General features: G+C 63.3%; 20 protein-coding genes. 5 read left to right on the top strand and 15 right to left on the bottom strand.

Annotated features, from left to right (window positions below; genetic code table 11):
• Position 1: 1 nt before the first annotated feature.
• The gene (locus EFR00_RS22225; RefSeq protein ID WP_077991250.1) at positions 2 to 895 is read right to left on the bottom strand and encodes a LysR substrate-binding domain-containing protein; all 894 of its coding nucleotides are present in this window, start codon (positions 893 to 895) and stop codon (positions 2 to 4) included.
• Between the two features lie 114 nt (positions 896 to 1,009).
• Between EFR00_RS22225 and EFR00_RS22220 the strand changes: the two genes are divergently transcribed.
• Entirely contained in the window at positions 1,010 to 1,717 is a 708-nt protein-coding gene (locus tag EFR00_RS22220; protein ID WP_077991249.1) for a glutathione S-transferase family protein, read from the top strand.
• A 42-nt stretch (positions 1,718 to 1,759) separates the two neighbouring features.
• On the opposite strand, the gene EFR00_RS22215 is transcribed toward EFR00_RS22220, so the two are convergent.
• Entirely contained in the window at positions 1,760 to 2,146 is a 387-nt protein-coding gene (locus EFR00_RS22215; protein WP_077991248.1) for a RidA family protein, read from the bottom strand.
• A 25-nt stretch (positions 2,147 to 2,171) separates the two neighbouring features.
• On the opposite strand from EFR00_RS22215, the gene EFR00_RS22210 reads away from it, so the two are divergent.
• Positions 2,172 to 2,753 carry an Lrp/AsnC family transcriptional regulator gene (locus EFR00_RS22210; protein ID WP_039622992.1) on the top strand — a complete coding sequence of 194 codons (582 nt, stop codon included), beginning with the start codon at positions 2,172 to 2,174 and terminating at the stop codon, positions 2,751 to 2,753.
• 44 nt (positions 2,754 to 2,797) lie between these two features.
• On the opposite strand, the gene EFR00_RS22205 is transcribed toward EFR00_RS22210, so the two are convergent.
• The 7 genes from EFR00_RS22205 to EFR00_RS22175 all read right to left on the bottom strand — a co-directional run bounded on the left by EFR00_RS22205 (position 2,798) and on the right by EFR00_RS22175 (position 14,439).
• The gene (locus EFR00_RS22205; RefSeq protein ID WP_077991246.1) at positions 2,798 to 4,132 is read right to left on the bottom strand and encodes an HlyD family type I secretion periplasmic adaptor subunit; all 1,335 of its coding nucleotides are present in this window, start codon (positions 4,130 to 4,132) and stop codon (positions 2,798 to 2,800) included.
• On the bottom strand, positions 4,129 to 5,874 hold the full coding sequence (locus EFR00_RS22200) for a type I secretion system permease/ATPase (protein WP_077991245.1): 1,746 nt from the start codon (positions 5,872 to 5,874) through the stop codon (positions 4,129 to 4,131). Before EFR00_RS22200 ends, EFR00_RS22205 begins: the two co-directional genes overlap by 4 nt.
• Before the next feature lie 76 nt (positions 5,875 to 5,950).
• Positions 5,951 to 9,565, bottom strand: a complete 3,615-nt coding sequence (locus tag EFR00_RS22195) for a DUF5801 repeats-in-toxin domain-containing protein (protein ID WP_077991244.1) — start codon at positions 9,563 to 9,565, stop codon at positions 5,951 to 5,953.
• Between the two features lie 861 nt (positions 9,566 to 10,426).
• On the bottom strand, positions 10,427 to 10,828 hold the full coding sequence (locus EFR00_RS22190; RefSeq protein ID WP_009987135.1) for a GFA family protein: 402 nt from the start codon (positions 10,826 to 10,828) through the stop codon (positions 10,427 to 10,429).
• A 9-nt stretch (positions 10,829 to 10,837) separates the two neighbouring features.
• Positions 10,838 to 12,370 carry a S10 family peptidase gene (locus tag EFR00_RS22185; protein WP_077991243.1) on the bottom strand — a complete coding sequence of 511 codons (1,533 nt, stop codon included), beginning with the start codon at positions 12,368 to 12,370 and terminating at the stop codon, positions 10,838 to 10,840.
• A 102-nt stretch (positions 12,371 to 12,472) separates the two neighbouring features.
• Positions 12,473 to 13,765: a CynX/NimT family MFS transporter gene (locus EFR00_RS22180; RefSeq protein ID WP_077991238.1), complete on the bottom strand. Its 1,293-nt coding sequence runs from the start codon at positions 13,763 to 13,765 to the stop codon at positions 12,473 to 12,475.
• Entirely contained in the window at positions 13,762 to 14,439 is a 678-nt protein-coding gene (locus EFR00_RS22175) for a FadR/GntR family transcriptional regulator (RefSeq protein ID WP_009989661.1), read from the bottom strand. The genes EFR00_RS22180 and EFR00_RS22175 overlap by 4 nt, the downstream gene beginning before the upstream one ends.
• 501 nt (positions 14,440 to 14,940) lie before the next feature.
• Here EFR00_RS22175 and EFR00_RS22170 point away from each other — a divergent pair.
• Positions 14,941 to 15,753, top strand: a complete 813-nt coding sequence (locus tag EFR00_RS22170) for a class II glutamine amidotransferase (protein WP_077991234.1) — start codon at positions 14,941 to 14,943, stop codon at positions 15,751 to 15,753.
• 30 nt (positions 15,754 to 15,783) lie between these two features.
• On the opposite strand, the gene coaBC is transcribed toward EFR00_RS22170, so the two are convergent.
• Together coaBC and EFR00_RS22160 are read right to left on the bottom strand one after the other, a co-directional pair.
• Entirely contained in the window at positions 15,784 to 16,992 is a 1,209-nt protein-coding gene (gene coaBC, locus EFR00_RS22165) for a bifunctional phosphopantothenoylcysteine decarboxylase/phosphopantothenate--cysteine ligase CoaBC (protein ID WP_077991233.1), read from the bottom strand.
• A 99-nt stretch (positions 16,993 to 17,091) separates the two neighbouring features.
• Positions 17,092 to 17,973, bottom strand: a complete 882-nt coding sequence (locus tag EFR00_RS22160; RefSeq protein ID WP_009992620.1) for a LysR family transcriptional regulator — start codon at positions 17,971 to 17,973, stop codon at positions 17,092 to 17,094.
• 91 nt (positions 17,974 to 18,064) lie between these two features.
• On the opposite strand from EFR00_RS22160, the gene EFR00_RS22155 reads away from it, so the two are divergent.
• Together EFR00_RS22155 and EFR00_RS22150 are read left to right on the top strand one after the other, a co-directional pair.
• Positions 18,065 to 19,315: an MFS transporter gene (locus EFR00_RS22155; RefSeq protein WP_077991231.1), complete on the top strand. Its 1,251-nt coding sequence runs from the start codon at positions 18,065 to 18,067 to the stop codon at positions 19,313 to 19,315.
• Complete coding sequence (locus EFR00_RS22150; RefSeq protein ID WP_009988872.1) at positions 19,312 to 19,698, top strand: VOC family protein; 387 nt, start codon at positions 19,312 to 19,314, stop codon at positions 19,696 to 19,698. The genes EFR00_RS22155 and EFR00_RS22150 overlap by 4 nt, the downstream gene beginning before the upstream one ends.
• Before the next feature lie 21 nt (positions 19,699 to 19,719).
• Here the strand turns inward: EFR00_RS22150 and EFR00_RS22145 are convergent, their stop codons facing one another.
• From EFR00_RS22145 to EFR00_RS22130, 4 genes are all read right to left on the bottom strand, one after another.
• Positions 19,720 to 20,118 (bottom strand): type II toxin-antitoxin system VapC family toxin, encoded by a 399-nt coding sequence (locus tag EFR00_RS22145; RefSeq protein ID WP_010047998.1) that lies wholly within the window; start codon positions 20,116 to 20,118, stop codon positions 19,720 to 19,722.
• On the bottom strand, positions 20,115 to 20,357 hold the full coding sequence (locus tag EFR00_RS22140) for an AbrB/MazE/SpoVT family DNA-binding domain-containing protein (RefSeq protein WP_038686430.1): 243 nt from the start codon (positions 20,355 to 20,357) through the stop codon (positions 20,115 to 20,117). The genes EFR00_RS22145 and EFR00_RS22140 overlap by 4 nt, the downstream gene beginning before the upstream one ends.
• 53 nt (positions 20,358 to 20,410) lie before the next feature.
• Positions 20,411 to 22,072, bottom strand: a complete 1,662-nt coding sequence (locus EFR00_RS22135; RefSeq protein WP_077991230.1) for a thiourocanate hydratase — start codon at positions 22,070 to 22,072, stop codon at positions 20,411 to 20,413.
• A gap of 236 nt (positions 22,073 to 22,308) precedes the next feature.
• A complete protein-coding gene (locus EFR00_RS22130; protein WP_009994542.1) occupies positions 22,309 to 22,638 on the bottom strand; it encodes a TfoX/Sxy family protein in 330 nt (109 codons plus the stop codon).
• Positions 22,639 to 22,641 lie beyond the last annotated feature (3 nt).

Raw genomic sequence — 22,641 nt, 5'->3', positions numbered from 1 at the left:
ATCATCCGGTCAGCCGTTCCGCCAGGAAATCGACGACGGCGCGCACCGCCGGCAGCTGGCCGCGCCGATGCGGCATCAGGATCGTCGTCTCGATGCTGCCGGCCGTCCATTCCGGCAGCACCCGCACCAGCCGCCCTTCGGCCAGCGCCTTCCGGCAGACCGATGTCGGCAGGCAGGTAATGCCGAGCCCGGCCGCTGCCGCTTCCATCAGCACATAGGGCTCATCCGCCGCCATCACGGACTGCAGCGTGACGAGAGCCTCGTCGCCACCGTCGGAAAAGAGCCGCCACTGGTCTTCCGTCAGGCTGGTCATGATCGTGGCATGCTCCGCCAGCTCCTCGGGCCGGCGCGGTTGCCCATGGGCGCTGAGATAGTCCGGCGAGGCGAGGATATGGAATTGGTGGCTGGCGAGCCTGCGCTGCACCAGCGCCGAATCCGGCAGCGGCGCGCGATGACTGCGCAGCGCGATATCGAAACCTTCCTGCACGATGTCGACGAAACGGTCGGTCACATGCACCGAAAGCCGAAGCTTCGGATAGCGCGCCGTCAGCGCCGGCAGATGCTCCGTCAAGGTGAACTGCGCCGTCGGCACCGAGGCCGTCAGGCGAACGCTGCCGGCCGGTTCAGCCAGATGCCGCCGCACGATGCCCTCGGCCATCTCAGCCTCGATGATCGAGGCCTGGGCATGCTGAAAGAATTCGCGCCCGAGATCGGTCAGCGCGAAGCTGCGAGACGTGCGCTGGATCAGCCGCACGCCGAGGCGCCGCTCCAGCTCCGCGACCCGCTTGCTGACCGTCGATTTCGGCATGCCGAGATGTCTCGCGGCGGCGGTAAAACTGCCGCTGTCGACGGCCTGGACGAAGAGATGCAGATCGTTGAGGTTGAAAAGCGCCATTGCTATCTTCCAGATATGTGGACATTGCGACGCAATTATAGCCTCTACCGTATGATCGGCCACGTCTTCACATTGATCCTGTCTAAACAGGTTCAATTTTGAAAGGAACGACTGATGTCACCCATATTGTTTTACGGCGTCCCTCAGGGCTGCTCCTTCGGCTCGATCGTCGCGCTGGAATGGTCGGGCCTGCCTTATCGGCTCTGCCGCGTCGAGATGCCGGAGGTGGTCTCCACCGATGAATACAAGCAGATCAATACAGTCGGCGAGACGCCGTCGCTGCTGCTCGAGGATGGCAGGACGATCAGCGAAAGCATGGCGATCCTCAATCATATCGGCGCCCGTGCGATCGGCAGCGGTCTGGGCTTTGCCCAGGGGTCGGAGGATTTCGATCGTCAGAACCAGATGCTCGCCTTCCTCAACACCAGTTTCTTCGCAGCCTTCGGCCCGCTCTGGTATGCGTTGGAACATCCAATGGAGCCACAGGACGAGCAGGCGCTGACGGCCTACGGCACCGCCGCGGTCGAAAAGGCGCATCACACGCTGGAGCATCTGCTTGCTGGCCGCGAATGGCTTGTCGGCAACGGCCCGAGCCTGGCCGATGCCTATTTCGTCGGCATCGCCCGCTGGAACGATTTTCACAAGGTGGTCGACCGACGCCAGTTTCCCGGCCTACATCGCCTCCATGAGCGCATGCAGCAGGAGCCGGCCGTGCGTTTCGCCCATGCGATCGAGCATCGGCAGGAAGCGAAAAGCAGCGGCGCTTTCCTCGGTGAAGTCGATCTGGCCGAAGCTCTCGGCCTATTGAAGCAGGCGGCCTGAATCGTGTGGCCATCGCAGCTTCGGGTGCGATGGCCCTGGCCCTCAGCCGGCGGCGACGATCTCGATTTCGACGAGCCAGTCGTCGCGCAGCGTTTCGACGATGATCGCGGTGGTCGGCACGGCGCGGCCGCCAAGCGCCCGGAGGCGGGCGTTCTGGTTTGCCTCCATAAAGGCGCCGTCGCGGAGATAACTCGTCAGCCGCACGATATTGTCGACTGTCATTTCGGCGGAGGCGAGGATCGTGCGCAGGTTGGCCCAGACAAGCGCCAACTGACCGTCCAGATCGGCCGCCGCCATTCCCGCTTTATCGAGACCCATCGTACCGCTGACGAAGAGCAGCCGGCTGGGCTGCTTGACCTCCAGCGCATGGATGTAGTCAGGGCTTGCCGGATAGATCCCGGTCATTGGATTGCGCCCGATCATTTCCATGATCTCTATTCCTCCGAATAGTCTGTTGAAGAATGCCAGTATCGGTGATTATTCTTCGACAGAAAGGGGGATCTGCCGAATGAGGAAAAATACCGAGGATCTTCGGCAGAGGCGTGCTCAGCAGCCGGTCATCGACGTATTCGACCGAAGAATATTAGCCGCGCTCGCCGCCGACAGCAGCCAGAGCTACGCCAGGCTTGGCGAAGCGGTCGGCCTGTCGGCGCCGGCCGTGCACGAGCGTGTGCGCCGGCTCAAGCAATCGGGCGCCATCAAGGGTGTTCATGCTGCGCTGGATGGCGCAGCTTTGGGTAAGCCGTTGCTTGCCTTTGTGCATGTGGAGGCGGCCGGATGGGGCAAGAGCGAGCGCTTGATGCAGGTCCTGCGTTTCCCAGAGGTCGAGGAAATGCATTCGGTCGCCGGCGACGCCAGCGTTCTCTTCAAGGTCCGCACTGCCAGCCCGCAGGCATTGGAGGCATTTCTGGCGCAGATCCATGCCGTTCCAGGTGTCACCGGCACCCGCAGCTATATCGCCCTCTCCACCTATCTGGAGCGTCCAGTCCAGGCCGGCGTTACCGACAGCTGGCCAGATCTGCCGGCACAGGAATAGCTGGCGGCATTTCCCCGCCGGTGCCCCTCAATCCTCGCCTGCAGCTATTTTTCCCGCATCGCCCGGCGGAAGTTCTGGGTGATCGGCTCGGCCAGATAGGAAAGAACGGTGCGGGCACCCGTCCGGATCAATGCCTCGCTCGACATGCCGGGCATGAGCTTGCGGCCCTCCAGCTTGGTAAGTTCGCTCTTGTCGATCAGCACGGTTGCGGCGAAATAGGGCGCCCCGCTGCGTTCTTCCACCATCCGGTCGGCCGAGACGATCTCGACGACGCCCTCGAGGGGCGGCAGGTTGTAACGGGCAAAGGCCGGGAAGCTGACGCGTGCGCGCTGTCCGGGCGCAATCGTCTCGACATCCTCCGGCCGGACCATGGCCTCGACCACGAGCTGTTGTCCGAGCGGCACGACCGTCATCAACGTCTCACCGGGTTTGACGACGCCGCCTGTTGTGTGGACCTTCAGGTCCATGACGATGCCGTCAACGGGTGCGACGACATTGGTGCGGGCAAGCACGTCCTTGGCAGCCCGCTCTTCCTGCCTGAGATCGACCAGTTCCGCCTCGACCTTGCTCAGCTCTTCGACCGCCTCGTGCAGCCGTAAGGTGCTGAGATTGAGGATTTGCATGTCGATCTCGGCCATGGCGCTCCTGGCGCGGGCGATTGCCGCGACATTGGTCGCGCGTTCCCCCTCGACCTCCCGCTGCTGCCGTCTGAGCAGCAGCCACCGCTCGCGGGTGACAAGGCCGCGTTTGAGGAGACTTTCAAGGTCCTTGGTTTCCCCCTCGAACACCTCGATCTGCCTGTCCTCGGTGACGATCAGCTCCTGCAGTCCCGTGATCTCTTCCTGGGTCTGACGCCGGCGCTGGCTGAGGATTTCCCGCTCGTCCTGCAGATTGTGGTGCTTCGCCGCAAAGACATCGCGCTGGGCCGCCACCGCGTCCATTGCCGACTTGGTCGGGTTTGCCAGCAAGGCCGAATCGAACTCGATCTCGGCCTTGTCGTCCCGCTCGGCCCGCAGGCGCGCGGCCAGCGCCTCACGCGTTGCGATCCGGTTCTGGAGCAGGTCGAGCTTCGTCCTCGCCTGCGTGCCGTCGAGCTGGATGAGCACCTTGCCCGCCTTGACGATATCGCCATTGGCGGCGTTCAGATCGGCGATGATGCCGCCCTCCAGATGCTGGATAAGCTTGCGGTCGCCGGCCACCTTGATGACACCAGGCGCCACCGCGGCGCTGTCCAGCGGCGCGAGCATCGCCCAGCCCCCGGCCATGCCGAAGAACAGGAAGATGATCGCGAAGCCTGTGACCGTTACGCCTGTGAGACGCAGGGGGACTGGGGCAGCGGGCGGCGAAACCGGTAACGGGACGACCTTCATGTCCGTCATGGCTGTTTCGTTCCTTGCTGCTTCGCCACGATCGTCGGCATCTGTGCGACCTTGCGGACGCGTGCGGCGAGTTCATTGAAGACATGGTCGCGCGGACCGAACAGGTCCTGCTGGCCGCGGTTGAGGACCAGTATCTTGTCGACGGTTTCCATGATGTTCGGTCGGTGCGCGATCAGGATAACGGTCGTGCCCGCCGCTTTGACCGTGCCGAGCGCTGCGATCAAGGCCTCCTCACCCTCTCGGTCGAGGTTCGAGTTGGGCTCGTCCAGGATAATGAGCGCCGGATCGCCGTAGAGCGCTCGCGCCAGGCCGATGCGCTGGCGCTGTCCGCCCGACAGCACCGCGCCGGATTCGCCGATCTCGGTCAGATAACCCCTCGGCAGCCCTTTGATCAGATCGTGGACGCCCGCCAGCCGCGCTGCCTTGACCGCCTTGTCGAAGACCACGGGGCTGACCGTCGCGAAGCGGCAGATATTTTCGCAGACATTCCCGGCGAAAAGCTCGATGTCCTGGGGCAGGTAGCCGACATGATGACCGCGGTCCTCCGCCGCCCATTGGGCGACATCCATGCCATCGAGCAAGGCCCGCCCGCCGGAAGGGCGCCAGGCCCCGGCCAGTATGCGTGCCAGGCTGGTCTTGCCGGCCCCGCTCTGGCCGATCAAAGCCATGGATTCACCCGGCTCGAGACGGAAGTTGATCCCTTTCAGAATATGTTCGCCGCCCTGTCGGGCAAGCACGATATTGTCGGCCTCGAACCGGCCTGTCGGTCGCGGCAGTGCCAGAACCGGCGTGGCCTCGGGGTGCTGGCCGGCGACGGCGGTGAGACGCCGGTAGGCGGCACGCGCGCCGACCGTCGCCTTCCACGTGCCGATTGCCTGCTCGACCGGCGATAGCGCGCGGCCCATCAGGATGGAGGCGGAGACCATGATCCCCGGGGAAGCCTCGTTGCGCAGGACGAGATAGGCTCCGAGGCCTAATATCCCTATTTGCAGAGCCAGCCGGTGGCAACGGGCAATGGCCGAGATGATGCCGCCGCGGTTGGCGGCGATGACCTGGCCCCTGTTTGCCTCGTCCTGCTGCACCTTCCAGCCCTCGAGCAGCGGCTTCAGCATGCCCATTGCCTGCACGACCTCGGCGTTGCGGATCGCTGCCTCGGCCTGGGTGTAGGCCCGCGACTGTGCGCTGGTCGCCTCGGTCAACGGCTTGCGGGTCAGCCATTCGTTGAGCAGGGCCAGCGCAAACAGCACCGCCCCGCCCGACAGCGCCAGCCAGCCCAGCCAGGGATGCATGAAGAATATGGCGGCGAAAAACAGCGGCGCCCAAGGCGCATCGAGGATCGGGAAGATGCTCGGGCTGGTGAAGAAATTCCGGACCTGATCGAGGTCGCGCAGCGGGCGGGCATTGGCTTGGCCGGGCGCCGAGGCGGCGTATTCCACCGATGCCGTCAGCAGAACGGGCGCCAGCCGCGCGTTCATCCACGCTCCGACGGTTGCCAGAAGGCGACCGCGCACCACCTCCAGCCCCGCCATGGCCGCAAGTGCGCCTGCCGCCATCAGCGATAACATCAGCAGCGTCTCGAGGCTGTGGCTGGACAAGACGCGGTGATAAACCTGCAGCATGTAAAGCGCCCCGGTCAGCATCAGCACGTTGATGCCGCCGCTGAACCAGATAAGCGGCCGGATAGCCCGTCTAGCTTCTTTCATCACCACCTGAAGCGCCGGGGGCGGCTGGTTGTTCTTCATCTATTTTATCTCTGGTACTTGAGATGACGCGTCATGCGAAGGCGGGGGCAGCTTTGCTGCCCCCGCTGATCAGGTGTTACGTGACGTCGACGAGGATGTGTTGCATCACCGTCTGGTCGCCGTCCGCGTCGACCACCTGGAAGGCGAAGTCGAGGTTGGCATCCGGCGCCTGCGTCACAGTCGAGGTGAAGCCGAGGTCGGTGATCTTCAGCACGTCGTTGTCGGTAGCGTCGAAGTTCACCAGAGCGCCGGTCGCATTGCTGCCGCCGCCGGCGCCGGTCGTCCTCACCAGGTCGATAGCGGTATTGTTGCCGGTGATCCCGTTGCCCGACTGCATGATCTGCACGCCCTGCATCACGTAGTCTTCGCCGGCCGCGTTGTAGTCGTTCTGCTCGACGATCACCAGGCCGTCATTATTGTCGAGCGTGAACTCGCTGTTGTAGGGAGCCGGGACCTGGCCAGTCTTGTAGATGTCGGCGTTCGACACATACATGGCCCGCGTGATCGTGGCATTGTCGTCGCCGTTGCCGGCGATGTTGTCGGCGCCGTTCACATCGATGAGGTTGAGGATCAGCATCAGATCCTCGCTGTTGCCGATGCCGTCGAACTTGATGGCCATTGCCCCGGCAGTCGCCGTCGGTGTGGTGGCTTCGGTGGCGATGCCGACATTGCTGTTGAAGAACCGCAAGGTTAGCAGTTCGTCTTTCTGGATCGTGTCACCGGCGACACCGTTGGTGCTCTGTGTTGCAGAGACCCAGGTCTCATTATTGTTGCTCACCATGTCGTGAATGATGCCGGGGGTGAAGGTGGTGTCAGTGGACGAGCCCTCGCCATTGCTCGTCAGGCCGAACGGGTTGGCCTTGTTGACCAGGTTGCCGGTGAATTGCACGTAGAAGTCTTCATCGGCAGGCGTAGTCGAATCATCCGCCTGCAGCCGTTCCAGCACGACCTGCGGATGGCCGGTATTGCTCGTCGGCTCCTTGGAGAGGAGCTCGCTGGTGTGCAGAATGTCGAAGCTGAAGCCTTCCAGCGGGTCGGTCAAGTTGATGGTATAGGTGTCGGCGGCCTTGTCGAAGACGAGGGTGCCGCCCGCCGTGCCCGCCTGGACGCCGGCCGCCGGATCCCTGTCGTAGGTGAAAGTGAAGTTGAACGTCGCGGAGGTGAGGCTCTCCGACGCCAGCGTTACATTGGAAGTGAGGAGATTGCCTCCGCCGCCGCCGATGATTGTGCCCGTCAGTCCGATCTGAACGCCGCCCGTCACGCCATCCTGGTCGACAAAGTCGGACCCGCCACCAGTGTAGAATGCAGCCGGGTGGACATCCGCGCCGATATTATAGCCGAAGGCGCCGCTGGCCGAGGCGTTGAGCAGATTCGCCAGGGTCTCGTGCTGGATACCTGCGGCAACGGGGTCGCCGTCAAACGGCACCGAGATCGTCGGCCCGTCATCCTCGAAGTTGAGATTCTGGCCGATATTGCGGGTGGCCGAGGCGGGATCGCCGTCACCGTCGGTGATGGTTGCCGTCAGCGTGACGAGGTCGGCGGCTGCCAAGGTTCGGCTGTCGTCCGGATTGCTGGTATTGGCATGGACGACCGCCCGTGCCTGGTCGAGGCTGACGACGCCGGCAGCGCTGACGCTGACGGTGAAGACAACAGGCCCGCCGGCTCCGGCCCGCCCGACCACATTGCTGCCCTCCTTGAAGAGCAGTACGGACGCGCCGGTTTCGGTATCGGTAAGGCCGCTGACATTGGTGTTCACGTTGACGCCGAGCGCATAGGTGGTGGTGGCGCCGTCGGCCCCCGGAGTCGAGATGAAGGCGGTCGCGAAGTTGCCGGTGGCGTTGGTCGCCAGATCGGTCTCGTCGACTGTCACTTGCGGTGCAGTGCCGTTTGCGTTGATTGACGGTCCGTCATCCTCGAAGTTAAGGTTCTGGCCGATATTGCGGGTGGCCGAGGCGGGATCGCCGTCACCGTCCGTGATGGTTGCGGTCAGGGTGACAAGGTCGGCAGCTGCCAAGGTTCGGCTGTCGTCCGGATTGCTGGTATTGGCATGGACGACCGCCCGTGCCTGGTCGAGGGTGACGACGCCGGCAGTGCTGACGCTGACGGTGAAGACAACAGGTCCACCGGCTCCGGCGCGCCCGACCACATTGCCGCCTTCGAGGAAGAGCAGCACGGACTGGCCGGTTGCGGTATCGGTGAGGCCGCTGACATTGGTGACCTGGCTGATGCCGAGCGCATAGGTGAAGGTGGCTCCGTCAGCGCCGGGAGTCGGGGTGAAGGCGGTCGCGAAGTTGCCGGTGGCGTTGGTCGCCAGGTCGGTCTCGTCGACTGTCACCTGCGGTGCAGTGCCAACTGCCGTGATCGCCGGCCCGTCATCGTCGAAGTTGATGAAGGATCCGACTTCTTCATTGTAGGCGTTGGTGGTCTGCTGTGCGTAATGGATCTCGGTGATGTCGAGCCCTTCGGTCGCATCGATTGCCTCCACATGAAGCCGATCCATCTGGCTGCTCGTGGTGAAATCGACGGTGGTGATGTTGTCGAGCCCGGTGATGGTCACGACATTCCCGGTCCCGCTGAGCCCGGTTACGGTGACGTTGCCGCCTGCTGTGGCATAGGTGCCATCAGCGGTGATGGTGGTCAAGGCTGACGCACCCGTCAATGTGAGGCTGGTGATGTTCACGGGAGTGGTCGGGCTGCCGTTAAAAAAGTCCGAGCCCTGCTCGTTTCCCTGAACGTCAAAAGCGCTGATCTTGATGTCCACCCGTTCAGTCGGAGTAGACGGCGTGATCTGGTTGATGATGAAGCCGGCCTGCAGGATGTTGTCGAGGTGGCTGCCATATGCGATGTCGGCGCCATCACCGGCGCTGGGCGTGGTGCCGCCTGTCACAAAATCGACTTGCAGCACTTCACGTCCCAAAGGTTGATTTTGCCCATCGGTATCCGGGTTGATGCTCTGGTTATCGACACCAAAACCTTGCTCACTCACGTTGCACTCGCTGTTGACCAGCGCGCTGTTCGGGTCGAGTTGGCTCGATCTTACGAGCCCCGTCACCAGCAACTGTTTGGAAGCGTCATCAGGCGAACTGAGTAAGTTGAACTGATTGCTGCCGGAATGGGCATCGTCGCCGGTAAAGCTGATGTTGCTGGTCCCAGCGACCGACGCAAACACTTTATTGGTCAGATCGATGCGGTCGTCGGCACTGGTCGGATCGAGATGGAACAACGGCACGTACTGGACGGTGTACAGGTCGGCCTTGGTGGCGGTGGTGCCGATCAGCCCGAGCGAGAAGGCGAGAGCCCCGGTCTCGGCGGGCTCTGCACTCGGGTCGGAGGTCCCAATGACACCGATCACGACGTTTGCATGCGTCGGGTCCTGGAACAGCCAGACATAATTGCCATCGACCGTGCGAATGCCGCTGTTGACGCCGACCGTGGTGGAAAACGGGGTCCCGGACGCGCTCTGCGTGAGAATCACCTTCGTGATGGTCTCCCCTGCACTCGCCGAGGCGACTACGAAGTCGGACTGGTAGGCGACTTCAGGTGAGGCTAGCCCGCCTGAGCCATCGCGGCCCAACATATATTGCAGAGTTGTGTTGGTGCTATGCGGCGCAAGCGACGGATTGATATCGTCGTCCTGCGCATTGGGGGTCTCGTCGATGACGAGGTCCTGGGTTGTGATGTCGAGTGCCATGGAAATTCTCCCTCAAAATTGCATAGGGATACACGCCTGGGTGGCGAGACATTCCAGGTTTTCCCCTTGCGCGTTGAACCTGCCGGCTCTCGACTGGCGACCTATTTCGTCGCGGGAGCCCGGCGCTTCTCAATTGGGGGTAGTAGGGCTAAAGTCGCAACTGTACTCGGACCAAAGCCTATACATTGAGGCTGTCATACAACAACTCAAAGTTTATTTCCGAAGAGATGCAAGAATGAGTCATAGAAATTCGGAGAATCGCATCTTGCGTTCTTCACAAATCCCCCTCTATGCTGTATATACTACAAATTGATTTAAAGTGCACTTAGCCAGTTCGAGCTAAGGGAGGGAGTCTGCTTCGAATTTTGCCTTTTTCAGTTTCTTCGCCAGCGAATACATTCGCATTCCCTACCTCACTGAGTACAAGCGGCAGGCCCGCGGCGCCGGGATAGTCGCGCTCGGTACTGTTCTGGGCGAAAAACGAAAAGGACGAGCGTGCAGACTTGCGAACTGGCTCATCGTTGTGCCACACGTTCGGAGAACAGCGAGCGGCCGATGGAGCTCCTGCCGCTTCAGAAGGTTGAGGAGAATACATTTAGCCGCGCGTGAAGCCGGCTCTTTTGAAAGTCCGAATTGCGAGCCGGCAGCGCTTGCGGCCGGCTGCGCAGATCCATCCCGATCGCGCCCGGCACAAGCAGCTATATTGCCTTGTCCATTTAGCCGGAGTGCCGATACCGACCGGCGTTGCCGATCGCCAGCCGCAGAGTCTCCGAAGTAACCGGGCTTCCCCATTTTTTCTGCGTAAGACGAAAATGCTATCCCCTTTTGAATTCCGAACACAAACGCTGCGCACGAGTTGCTCTAGTCCTCGCCGTCGAACCGCGGCAGCGGCTCGATATTCCGCACCCAGGGCAGGGCCGATCGGCACCATATTTGTTTCTTGGGCGTCAGGTCCCGCCGCTGGTCGATGCTGCCGAGGCGGATGCCGATCGTGCTGTCTTCGCCGTCGGTGCGATAGAGCGGCGATCCGCAATTTGGACAGAAGAATTGCCGGCTGAGGCCGCCGCTGTCGCCATATTTCATGTAGCCGCGAGGTTCGCCCTTAATCAGCGCGAAGCTTTCCGACCGCGCCGGTGCGGTGACGCGATAGGCCGAGCCCGTCAGTCGTTGGCAATCGGTGCAATGGCAGATCGACACCCGCTCCGGATCGATTTCCGCCTGATAGCGGATCGCTCCGCAATGGCATCCTCCTGATATATGCATCGGCATTCCTCAATCGGCCGGCGGGCCAGCCGGGCGGGTGGCATAGAAAGCTTTCGCATCCGCCGTGAAGGCGGCCCGCTGGTCGGCTTTCGTATAGAACATGTGGCCGCCGCGATAGAGTTCCAGCCCGACGCGGCCATTGGCGAGCGAAGGCGGCAGATGATCGACGACATAGCGGCTGACGCTGTAAGGCGTCACCAGGTCGCTGTAGCCGTGCGCGATCAGCAGATGGAAGGCCGAGTTGGCGGCGAGCAATTGCCTGATGTCGTCGGTGGCGCTCGCCTGCAGGCGCGATCCGCCGCCGCGCCCGCTGCCCCATCCCCAGCGCCGGCTGATATCGCTGTCGAGCAGCGTGTAGGTCAGCTCCGTTTTGAAGCCGAGCTCGTTGCGGGCATAGTCGGCGAAGGCCCCGCCATAGGCGCGGGTGAAGCCGTCGAGAATGGCGTCGTCGCCGCGGTCGTAGTCCGATTCCGGGTAAGGATCGGGTGCCGCAAAGGAAGCGTCGTAGGGGCTCATCACTGCGCCGCTGCCTCCGTCGGAATGTTTGACGAAGGAATTGCCGAGGAAGCCGCGGTTGCGCGCGACGATATCCTCGGGAATGCCGGTCAGCTCGGCGATCCTGCCATAGAAGGCGGCCGCCTTGGCGCCTGTCGGCGGCGGCCCGGCCAGCGTCGTCAGGTAATCGCCGAGCGCGAAGGTCTCGGCCTCGCGCTGCGTCTCTTCGTCGAAGGCATTGTGCCGGTCGAGTTCGGCCGCCGCCAGCGACGGCAGCTCGAGTGCGGCGCCGAGCGCGAACTGATCGGCATCGAACATCAGCTGGCTTTCGAGGAGTGGTGAAAGCATCACCGCGCCGGCGACGATGATGCCCTGGCTTTCCTGCAGCACGGCGGCGACCTTGGCGGCGCGGAAGCCGCCATAGCTTTCGCCGAGAAGATATTTCGGCGAGTTCGAGCGGTTGTTGTGGGCGATATAGAGCGCGATCGCCTTGGCGATGCTCTGGGCGTCGGAATTGACGTTGTAATAGTTGGAAGCGTCGTCGGCCTTGACCGTCCGGCTCCAGCCGGTGCCGATCGGATCGATCAGTACGAGATCGGTGAAATCGAGCCAGCTTTGAGGGTTGTCGACCAGCTTCGCATTGGCGCCGTCGCGGCCCTCAGGCCCGAAATCGAGAACCTTGGGTCCGACCAGCCCAAGATGCAGGAAGGCTGAGGCGGCGCCTGGCCCGCCGTTGAAGGCAAAGGTGAGCGGCCGATCCGGTCCGCGATCCCTTGCGACATAGGCGGTGTAAAAGATCGCGCTGGTCGGCGCCCCGTCCTGGCCGAAGAGATCGAGCGTGCCGGCGGTCGCGGCATAGGCGATCTTCCGATCGCCGATCGTCAGCTCGTGTTCCGTGACCGAATCGGGCGGCAGCAGCTTCAGCACGCCGTCGCGCGCCTCGCTCTGGATATTGCCCCGGCCTTCACGGCTCTCCTGCGCCGGCGAAAGGCCAGGGGCGAGAAGCGCCGCAAGCGCGGCTAGCAGAAACAGGCTTCCTATGCGCACGGTCTCTCCTCCGCGGTGCCGAATGCAGGCTGAGAAATAGCGTAGCATCGGCGACCGGCGACCGGCATCAAGAGATGGTGATGGGCGAGTGAGCGGCTCGGCTCAGCCGGTATTCGCCACTGCGCGGACATTCACCTCGACTGACCGGCCGGCCATCCAGCCGTTGATTGCAGCCCCCAGGCCGAGCGCGACGAAAAGGACAGCGCACCAGGAAAAGCTGCCGGTCCAGCCGCGGATCAGGCCGACAATGAGCGGCCCGATGGCTGCGAGGAGGTAACCGACGCATTGCGCCATGCCGGAGAGATGGGCGGCGATATCGGGATCGCGCGAGCGCAGCACGATCGTCGTCATCGCCGCAGCGATCAGCCCGCCCTGGCCGATGCCCTGCAGCACCGCCCAGAGCCAGACGGTCGACAGCGGCGCGAAGAGCAGGCCGAGCAGGGCGGTGACGGCAACGCCGCAGAGGCTGGCATTGATCAGCCGCTGGTCTTTGCCGCGCACGGCGATATGCGGCACAACAAGGCAGGATGCGGCCTGCACCATTACCGAGAGCGAAACGATCGCCCCGGCAGTGACGCCGTCAAGCCCGCGTTCACGTAAGATGGGAACCAGCCAACCGAAGACGCAATAGGCAAGCGCCGATTGCAGGCCCATGAACAGCGTCACCTGCCAGGCAAGCCGGTCCCGCCAGAGGCCTTCGACACGAAAGCCGTTTCGCCTTGCATGGCGGCTGCTGCGCAGCACCTGCGGCAGCCAGATCAGCCCGACGGCGAGCGCCGGCAGCGCCCAGACCGCGAGCGCGCCGGCAAGCGAGCCGCCGAGAGCGTGCTCGACCGGCAGCGTCAGCCCGGCGGCACCTGCCGCACCTGCGCAGAGCGCCATTGTATAGAAGCCGGTCATCAGCGCGGCGCGCCCGGCGAAATCCCGTTTCACCAAGCCCGGCAGCAGCACGTTGCCGACGGCGATGCAGGCGCCGGCCAGCGCCGTGCCGATGAAGAGCAGCGGCACGGAGGAAAGCCCGCGCAATGCGGTGCCAAGAGCCAGAAGCAGCACAACGCCGAGCAGCGTACGCTCCGAGCCGAAGCGCTGGGCAAGGCGCGGCGCCAGCGGCGAGAAGGCCCCGAGGCAGACGACCGGCAGCGTCGTCAGCAGGCTGGCGCCGAGCGCTGTGAGACCAAGTTCCGAGCGGATTTCGGGCAGAAGCGCCGAGGCGCTCGAGAAGACCGGCCGCAGGTTGAAGGCGATCAGCACGAGGCTGGCGCCGAGCAGGAAACGATCTGCGGCACCGCCCACCGGTGTCGCCTGCGGCGGCGGCAGGCTGCCGGCTTCGGCGTCTACGAGCAGTTCGTCGGCCGGGTCGAGCGTGGCGGCGAGATCGTTGGAAGGCGCATTCATGACAGGATCATCCGGTCGAGGGCGGCAAGAACCGGCGCCATGAAGCGGCGGACCGCTGCGTCCGCCGTGTCGGGATTGCCGGTTGCGATGGCGTCGACGATATCGGCATGCGCCTGCATATCCGGTTCGGGAATATCCGTCCCCAGCGTCGCCGCGATGGTTTCGGCGATCGAGGCCGAGAAGAAATCATAGATCTCGACCATCGCCCGGTTGCCCGACGCGGCAATGACAGCCTTATGGAAGGCGAGGTCGCGCTCGATGAAGCCAGCCTTGTCGCCGCCGTCGTAGGTGCCGCGCTCGGAAAGCAGCCGGCGAAGCTCCGCTACCGTCTCCGGCGTCTTGCGGATCGCCGTCAGCCGGGCCGCCTCGACGTCGAGCGCCAGGCGCGCCTCGAACTGGTCTCGCAGGCTGGCGCGCCGGGCCATCGTCAGCGGCCGGCCGGCATCGCGGGTCGAGCGGACATAGGTGCCCGAACCCTGCCGCGTTTCGAGATAACCCTGGGAGACGAGAACGCGTACCGCTTCGCGCACCGTGCCGCGGCTGACGGAGAGCATGGCCGACAGTGAGGCTTCATTCGGCAATTTATCGCCGACCGCCCAGCGTTTGCTGAGGATGTCACTGCGGATCGCCTCGATCGCCTCATCGGCGAGAGTTGTCCTGCTGATCGCACGCATGTTGTTACTCATAAAGTCATCGGATGACTTTATGAGTAACAACATTTATCCATATCGTCAAAGCGATCGGGCAATAAAAAAGGGCCGCCTCAGCGACCCTTTCCATGAGTTTGGCCTCGAACTGGCCGGGACTGTCAAAGCAGCCCCAGGAAGGCGGGTTTTAGAGCGAGGGCTGCCTCGCTTTCATCACCTCTTCCATGCCCGTTACGAGGTCCGAAATCTCATTAGACATTGGATCACCTTCCTTTCGTTCTGTTGCTGATAGACCCAAGGTAGGCCGATTCTTTCGAGATGCAAGCAGAAATCCCGTCTATTCCCGGCCTCGGCGGATCCGACCGTTCACAAAAGAACACAGAGCTTTGCTGAATTTGAACGCGCCTGATGCCACGAAACCGTCATCTTGCGCTTGCAAACCGGCCGCGCGTTAAGCTGTTATTAGCCTTGACGTTCGACAATTTCAGCATTCCCGCCGAAGCGGCGGCGGGTCCCGGAGCAAAAGCCATGTGTCGCTGGGCAGCCTATCGCGGAGACCCTCTCTATCTCGAGGAGCTGGTGTCCTCGCCCGCCCATTCGCTGATTGAGCAGTCCCATTGCGCCACCCGCGCCAAGACGGCGACCAATGGTGATGGCTTCGGCATCGCCTGGTATGGCGACAGGCCCGAGCCCGGCCGCTACCGCGATATCCTGCCGGCATGGTCGGACTGCAATCTGAAGAGCCTGGCGCGGCAGATCCGTTCGCCGCTCTTCCTCGCCCATGTCCGCGCCGCGACCGGCGGCGGCACGCGCCGCGACAACTGCCACCCTTTTACACACGATACCTGGTCCTTCATGCATAACGGTCAGATTTCAGGCTTCGAGCGCCTGCGCCGGCCGATGGAGACGATGCTCGACGACGAACTGTTCAATGTCCGCAGCGGCACGACCGATTCCGAGCTGATGTTCCTGCTGGCGCTGCAATTCGGCCTGCGCGAGGCGCCGATCGCCGCGATGTCTGCTATGGTCGGCTTCGTCGAAAACCTGGCCGAGAACATCATCGGCTCGATCCTGCTGCGCTTCACTGCCGCCTTCTCCGACGGCAATACGCTCTATGCGATCCGCTACGCCACCGATCGCAAGGCGCCGACGCTCTATGCCTCGCCGGTCGGCGCCGGCTATTGCCTCGTCTCCGAGCCGTTGAACGACGATGTCGACGCCTGGGCGGAAATTCCCGATGGCAGCGCCGTCACCGTCGGCAAGAACGGCATCGACGTCGCGGATTTCCGGCCGGAAAACCGGAGCGTCGCCAAGTTGCAGCCTTTGGCCGCCTCCGCATAATCCTCGTCGAAAATCGAAGCGATATTCAACCTATCCGCGGAATCGCTCGGCGATCAGCGCTGCCAGCCGTTTGGCGACCTCTTCCTTGGTCAGGTCGGGCCATTGCTCGACACTGTCGTGGCGAATGAGTTTGACGCTGTTGCGGCTGCCGCCCATGATGCCGGTCGCGGGAGAAACGTCATTGGCGACGATCAGGTCGGCGCCCTTGCGCTCGAGCTTCGCCTTGGCATTGCCTTCCACGTCCTGGGTCTCGGCGGCAAAGCCGATCACCAGCTTCGGCCGCATCGTGTGATGGCCGACGGTTTTCAAAATGTCGGGATTTTCAGTCAGCGCCAGCGTCGGAATGGATTCGCCCGGATGTTTCTTCAGCTTCTGGTCGGCGGCCGAGGCGACGCGCCAGTCCGCCACCGCCGCCACCATCACGGCAATATCGGCCGGCAGCGCCGCCAGCACCGCATCACGCATTTCTTCCGCCCGCTCGACATGGATGGTGTGGACGCCAACCGGGTCGGCGATCGCTACCGGCCCGGAGACGAGCGTCACCTCGGCCCCGAGCTTGGCAAGGGCTGCGGCGATCACATGGCCCTGCCGGCCGGAGGAACGGTTGGCGATGTAGCGCACCGGATCGATCGGCTCATGCGTCGGTCCTGATGTGACGATCGCCTTGCGGCCTTTCAGCGGCTTTTCACCGTCGTCGAGCATGGTTTCGGCGGCAGCGACGATGTCAAGCGGCTCTGCCATCCGGCCGAGCCCGGCCTCGTGGCTTTCCGCCATCTCGCCAACCATCGGCCCGACAAAGCGAACACCATCGTCCCTCAGCCTTGCCGCATTGCGCCGGGTGGCCGGATGTGCCCACATTCTGGGGTTCATCGCCGGAGCCGCAAGCACCGGCCTCGCCGTTGCGAGCAGCACCGTCGAGGCAAGATCGTCGGCAAGGCCGTTCGCCATCTTCGCCATCAGGTCGGCACTGGCGGGCGCAATCAGCACGAGATCGCAGTCGCGCGCCAGCCTGATATGGCCGACATCCTGTTCGTCCTGGCGCGAAAACAGATCGACGAAGACGTGGTCCGCCGCCAGCGCGCCGACGGCAAGCGGCGTGACGAATTCCTGCGCGCCCCTGGTCATGATGGGACGGACGCTTGCACCGCGCTCGCGCAGCCGGCGGATCAGATCCAGGCTCTTATAGGCGGCAATGCCGCCTGAGATGATGAGGAGGATACGTTTGCCGCTGAGAGCCATGGCTTTCTACCCGTCGCCTTTTTTTGCCCGGCCTCGACCCTAAGCCTTTGGCGCAGAACATGCAATCGAGTACGGACGTTCCTGTTCTGCCTTGCGAAATCATTCATCACTGAGCAGGCTCATCAGGTTCTCTGTAACCGGCGAGCGATGCGTCCTCAGCATCGCCAGCGCCAGGCGCGCGATGGCCGGCGGCCCCTCGATCGGCGTGTAGACAACACCCTGAAGTTTGATCTGCGAGATCGACGCCGGCACGATCGACACGCCGAGATCGGCCGCCACCAGATTAACGACGGAGGAAATCTGCGGCGCCTCCTGCGCCACGGTGAGCTCGAATCCCGCCTTGCGGCAGGCAAGCACGACATCGTCGTAAAGGCTCAATCCGACGAGCCTGGGAAAGAGGATGAAAGGTTCGTCCGCCAGGGCCTCAAGCGGCAGGCTGCGATGCCCTGCCAGCCGGTGGCTGGCGGGCAGGGCGATCACCATCGGCTCATCTTCAAGCCGCCGCAGCCGGATGCCGGCGGGGTCTTCGAGGCTCGGGCGCATGAAGGCGGCGTCCAACTCGCCGCGTTCCAGCTTCTGCATCAGCGCCAGCGTGTTCATCTCCGTCAGCGACAGCTGCACCTCCGGCCAGCGCGCTCGGAAGCGGCGGATCGTGGTGCTGACCACGGGATTGAAGGCGGAGGATGCGGTGAAGCCGAGCGACAGCCGACCGGTCTCGCCGCGATTGGCGCTTTGCGCGGCAAGCTTCGCCTTCTCCGCTGCCGCGAGCGCCGCTTTTGCCTCACCCAGAAATGCTGCACCTGCCGCGGTCAGCTCTGCGCCATGCGGCACGCGGTGGAACAGCGCCGCACCCACTTCCGTTTCTAGGTCGCGGATTTGTTGGCTGAGCGGTGGCTGCCCGATGCCAAGTTTGCCTGCGGCGCGGGTGAAATTGCCTTCCTCCGCCACCGCAAGGAAATATCTCAGGTGCCGCAGCTCCATGACCATCTCCAAAACATATTGAAATCGTCGTTTCCATATATTGGACAAATGAAATGGCGCTGACTAGATCGGAGGCTGGAAGGATGGATCCATGCCGAAACCAGCCTATGCAGCAAAGCGCCCTGAGGAGACCGCGATCGCGGGACAGAGGTCCTATCTGACCCGCGGCAGCGGCGCCTATCGCCGCGCCAGCCTGGCCCTTTTCCTCTCCGGTTTTTCCACCTTCTCGCTGCTTTATTGCGTGCAGCCGCTGCTGCCGATCTTTTCCCAGGAATTTTCCGTCAGCCCGGCCGAAAGCTCACTGTCGCTGTCGCTCTCTACCGGTTTCCTCGCACTCGCCATCATCTGCGCCGCCGCCGTCTCGGAAGGGCTTGGCCGCCGCAGCCTGATGTCGATATCGCTGCTCGGTGCAGCATTGCTGACGATCGCCACCACCTTTGCGCCGAACTGGCAGCTGCTGCTCGTCATCCGCGCCCTGCAGGGCTTCGTTCTCGGCGGCGTGCCCGCCGTCGCCATGGCCTATCTCGCCGAGGAAATCGATCCGCGCGGCCTTGGCGCCAGCATGGGACTCTATGTCGGCGGCACCGCCTTCGGCGGCATGTCCGGCCGCGTTCTCACCGGCGTCTTCGCCGAATATCTCAGCTGGCGCCCGGCGCTTTTCCTGATCGGCGCCATCGGCCTTGCCGCCGCGCTCGGCTTCATCGCCCTGCTGCCGCCGTCGAAGAATTTCGTTCGCCGGCCGGGCTTCGACCCGAGTTTCCATGCCAGGGCTTGGTTCGGCCATCTCGCCAATCCGGCGCTGCCCTTCATCTTCGCCATCGCCTTCCTGGCGATGGGCTCCTTCGTGACGATCTACAATTATGCTGGCTTCCGTCTCGTGGCGCCGCCCTATAGCCTCAACCAGACCGAACTCGGCCTGATCTTCACCGTCTATCTCTTCGGCATCGGCGCCGCCTCGATCGGCGGCCTCATCGGAGACCGGATCGGGCACTTCTCTGTGCTGCTCTTCGGTCTGGCGCTGACCGCCGCCGGCAGCGCGCTGACGCTCTCCGCCGCGCTGCCATCGATCATCCTCGGCATTATCGTGTTGACGGCCGGCTTCTTCATGAGCCATTCCATCGCCAGCGGCCTCGTCGGCAGGCTGGCGCATGGCACCAAGGGCCACGCCTCGTCGCTCTATATGCTGGCCTATTATGTCGGCTCCAGCCTCATGGGCTCGGCGGGTGGCTGGTTCTTCGCAATCGACGGCTGGCCCGCCGTCGTCGCCTTCACCCTTGTCCTGCTGACGCTCGCCTTTATCTCCGCCTGTGCCGCGCAGCGTCTCGCAAGGAAAAAAACATGATCCGCATCGACCGTCTCGATCATCTCGTGCTGACCGTCGCCGATATCACAGCCACCTGCGATTTCTATTCCCGCATCCTCGGCATGTCGGTCGAAACCTTCGCGGAGGGCCGCAAGGCACTGAAATTCGGCCGCCAGAAGATCAATCTGCATCAGGCCGGCCACGAATTCGAACCCAAGGCCAGACATCCAATCCCCGGCTCCGGCGATCTCTGCTTCATCGCCGAAACGCCGATTGTCGACGTCATCGCCCATCTGCGGGCATCGGGCGTTGTGATTGAGGAAGGTCCGGTCGAACGCACCGGCGCCACCGGACGGTTGCGTTCGGTTTATGTCAGAGACCCCGACGGCAATCTCATCGAAGTCTCGAATCTGATCGATTGATGTACCGCCTGGATAAACCGGTCAGGGCGAGCCTTCCCAATTCTCTACCTGCAGGTCCGCCACGCGCTCGAACTCCCTCAGATTGCGGGTGATCAGGACGAGGCCGCGCGCAGCGGCCTGCCCGGCAATCAGGACGTCATAGGGGCCGATGGGCGTTCCCGATGCTCGCAGCGCTGCGCGAACTTCTCCGGCCCTGCGCGCGTCGTTCCGGTCAAATTCCAGTATGGCGAATTGTAGCGCATCGATCCGCGCCAGATTCTCATCGATATGCAAACTTTTGTAAGCGCCGTAAAAGAGTTCATGCGCGACGATCGCCGGCATGGCGAAATCCGTTGGTGTGTGCTTGCGCAGTTCGGCGATGAGGCGGTCATTGCCCTTTATCAAGGCAATGACGGCATTAGTATCGAGCAGGTACTTCATTTGAAGAAGTCGAGGTCAGGTCGTTCCTGTTGCGCAGGCTGCTCTTCTGCTGCTGTCGCGAAGTCGGGATCGACCGGACCGATCACGTCAGCCAGCCAATCCCAATTGTCGGAAATCGGTTCGAGAACGATCGCACGCCCTTGGCGCCGGATGGTGACACTATCGCCATCAAAGCGGAATTCCTTCGGCAAGCGGACGGCTTGCGAACGCCCTGACCAGAAGATTTTTGCGGTTTCCATGTCACGGCCCTCGGTAAGATACGACAATGATATATAGCAACTCGACTTACATTTCAACCAAGCCGGATATAGGGCACGTCCTTCTTCATCACCTCATCCAGCGCCTCTTCGTAGCCCGCGTCAGCATACCGCATGACGCCCAAGGCGGTGTCGTTGGTCAGCGCGTGGTCGAGCCGCTCGTCGGCGGCTTCGGTGCCGTCGGCGATGACGGTGACGCCGCAGCTCGTCATGTAGCCGGCATAGCCGCCGCCGCCGGAATGGACGACGACGAGATCGGCCATCGACGAGCAGAGCATCATCGCGTCGATCAGCGGCCAGTCGGCGATCGCGTCGGAGCCGTCCTTCATCCGCTCGGTCATGATATTGGGATGCGCCATGGCGCCGGCATCGAGATGGTCGCGCGAAAAGGCGACGGGACCCTTCATTTCGCCGGTCACTACCAGCGCATTGACGCGCCGCGCCAGCATCGTGCGTTCGCCATGACCGAGCCAGGCAATGCGCGCCGGCAGCCCCTCGAAGGGCACATGCTCGCGCGCCAGCCGGATCCAGTTGGTGATGATCTTGTTATCGGGAAACATTTCGAGCAGAAGATCGTCGATGCGGGCGATATCGCTCTCCTCGCCGGACAGCGCCATCCAGCGGAAGGGCCCGATCGCCCGGGCAAACAGCGGCCTCAGATAGGCTTCGGTAAAGATAGGAATGTCGAACGCATTGCTGACGCCGCCTTCTTTCGCCTGGGTGCGGATCAGGTTGCCGTTGTCGAAGACCTCGGAGCCGCGTTTCTGGAAATCCAGCATCGCCGTGACATGATCGACGATCGAGGCGCGGCTTGCCGCCATCAACTGCCCCTGGCCATCCTCGCGCAGTTCTCTTACCTGATCGAGGCTCATGCCCTTCGGCACATAGCCATAGACGAGGTCATGCGCCGAGGTCTGGTCGGTGACGATGTCGGGCACGATGCCGCGCCTTGCGATTTCGGGATAGACTTCCGCCGCATTGCCGACGAGTCCGACGGAGAGCGCCCGCTTGTCCTTCACCGCCGCATCGATCATCTCAAGGGCGGTATCGAGATCGGGCGCGATCTCCTGGAGATAGCCGATCTGCTGGCGCTTGCGGGCGCGCTCCGGATCGATGTCGACGCAGAGGATGGCAGCCCCCGCCATGCGGCCGGCGAGCGGCTGCGCCCCGCCCATGCCGCCGAGACCGGCCGTCAGCACGAAGCGGCCGGCGAGATCGCCGCCGAAGCGCCGCTCGGCAATGCGCATGAAGATCTCGTAGGTTCCCTGGATGACGCCCTGGCTGCCGATATATTGCCAGGCGCCGGCCGTCAGTCCGCCCCAGCAGATCAGTCCCTTGCGCTGCAGCTCGTAAAACACCTCGGCTTTCGCCCATTGCCCGACGATATTGCAGTTCGCCATGATGACCAGGGGCGCCTTGGCGTGCGTCTTCACCAGCCCGATCGGCTTGCCGGACTGGATCAGCAGCGTCTGGTCTTCTTCCATCTCGGTCAGCGCCTTGACGATGCCGTTATGCGCCGCCCAGCTGCGGGCCGCCTTGCCGAGAGCGGCGTAGACGATCAGGTTTCCGGGATCCTCGCCGACCGACAGAACGTTTTCGAGCAGGCGCAACAGCGCTTCCTGCCGCCAGCCTCTGGCGCGCAGCTCTGGCCCGCCGGGAATCGGAAATTTCGGATGACGCGGATTGGCCTTCGGCATGGTGATTTCCTCGCTTGGTCTCTGGTTTCCCTTCTCCCCGGCGGGGGTCCGAAGGACGGGTCGAGACCTGTGGCTCGACCCCGGTCGGTGGCCCAAGGGTCGGATGAGGGGGCGGCACGGCAGGACCGATATGTTGCCCTTCGCTTGCGCTCAAGGCATTCGCGGCTCTGCCGCTCACCCCCTCATCGGTCCTTCGGACATCTTCCCCCCGCTGGGGAGAAGGGGGAATAGCTGCGTTACTTACCTGGCAACGATCGCACATAGGCGAGCGCGCCATCCAGCAAACGCCGTCTCAGCCCATCGTCGCCATAAACCTCGGCCGTCGCCCGCACCCAGCCCTGCATTACCCGCTCACCGGACAGCATCTGGATCACGCCGGGCAGCGCCAGCGCCCAGCCGTCATTGCCCTTGCCGAGGCGGATCAGCATGCCGTCGCTGCGCGCGCCGCAAAGCAGATTGCCGTTCAGCAGGAAGGCCCGGCCGCCGAACATGGATTTTTCCGTCAGCCCCGGCCGGTCGCCGAGTTCCTCGCGCAGCAGTTCTTCGAGGCCGGGATCGCGCGTCATGGC

The sequence above is a fragment of the Rhizobium sophoriradicis genome (assembly GCF_003939025.1).
In the GTDB taxonomy this organism is placed as follows: Bacteria; Pseudomonadota; Alphaproteobacteria; order Rhizobiales; family Rhizobiaceae; genus Rhizobium; species Rhizobium sophoriradicis.
Note: the sequence above shows the minus strand (reverse complement) of the source record. Positions and strands in the feature narration are given on the sequence as shown.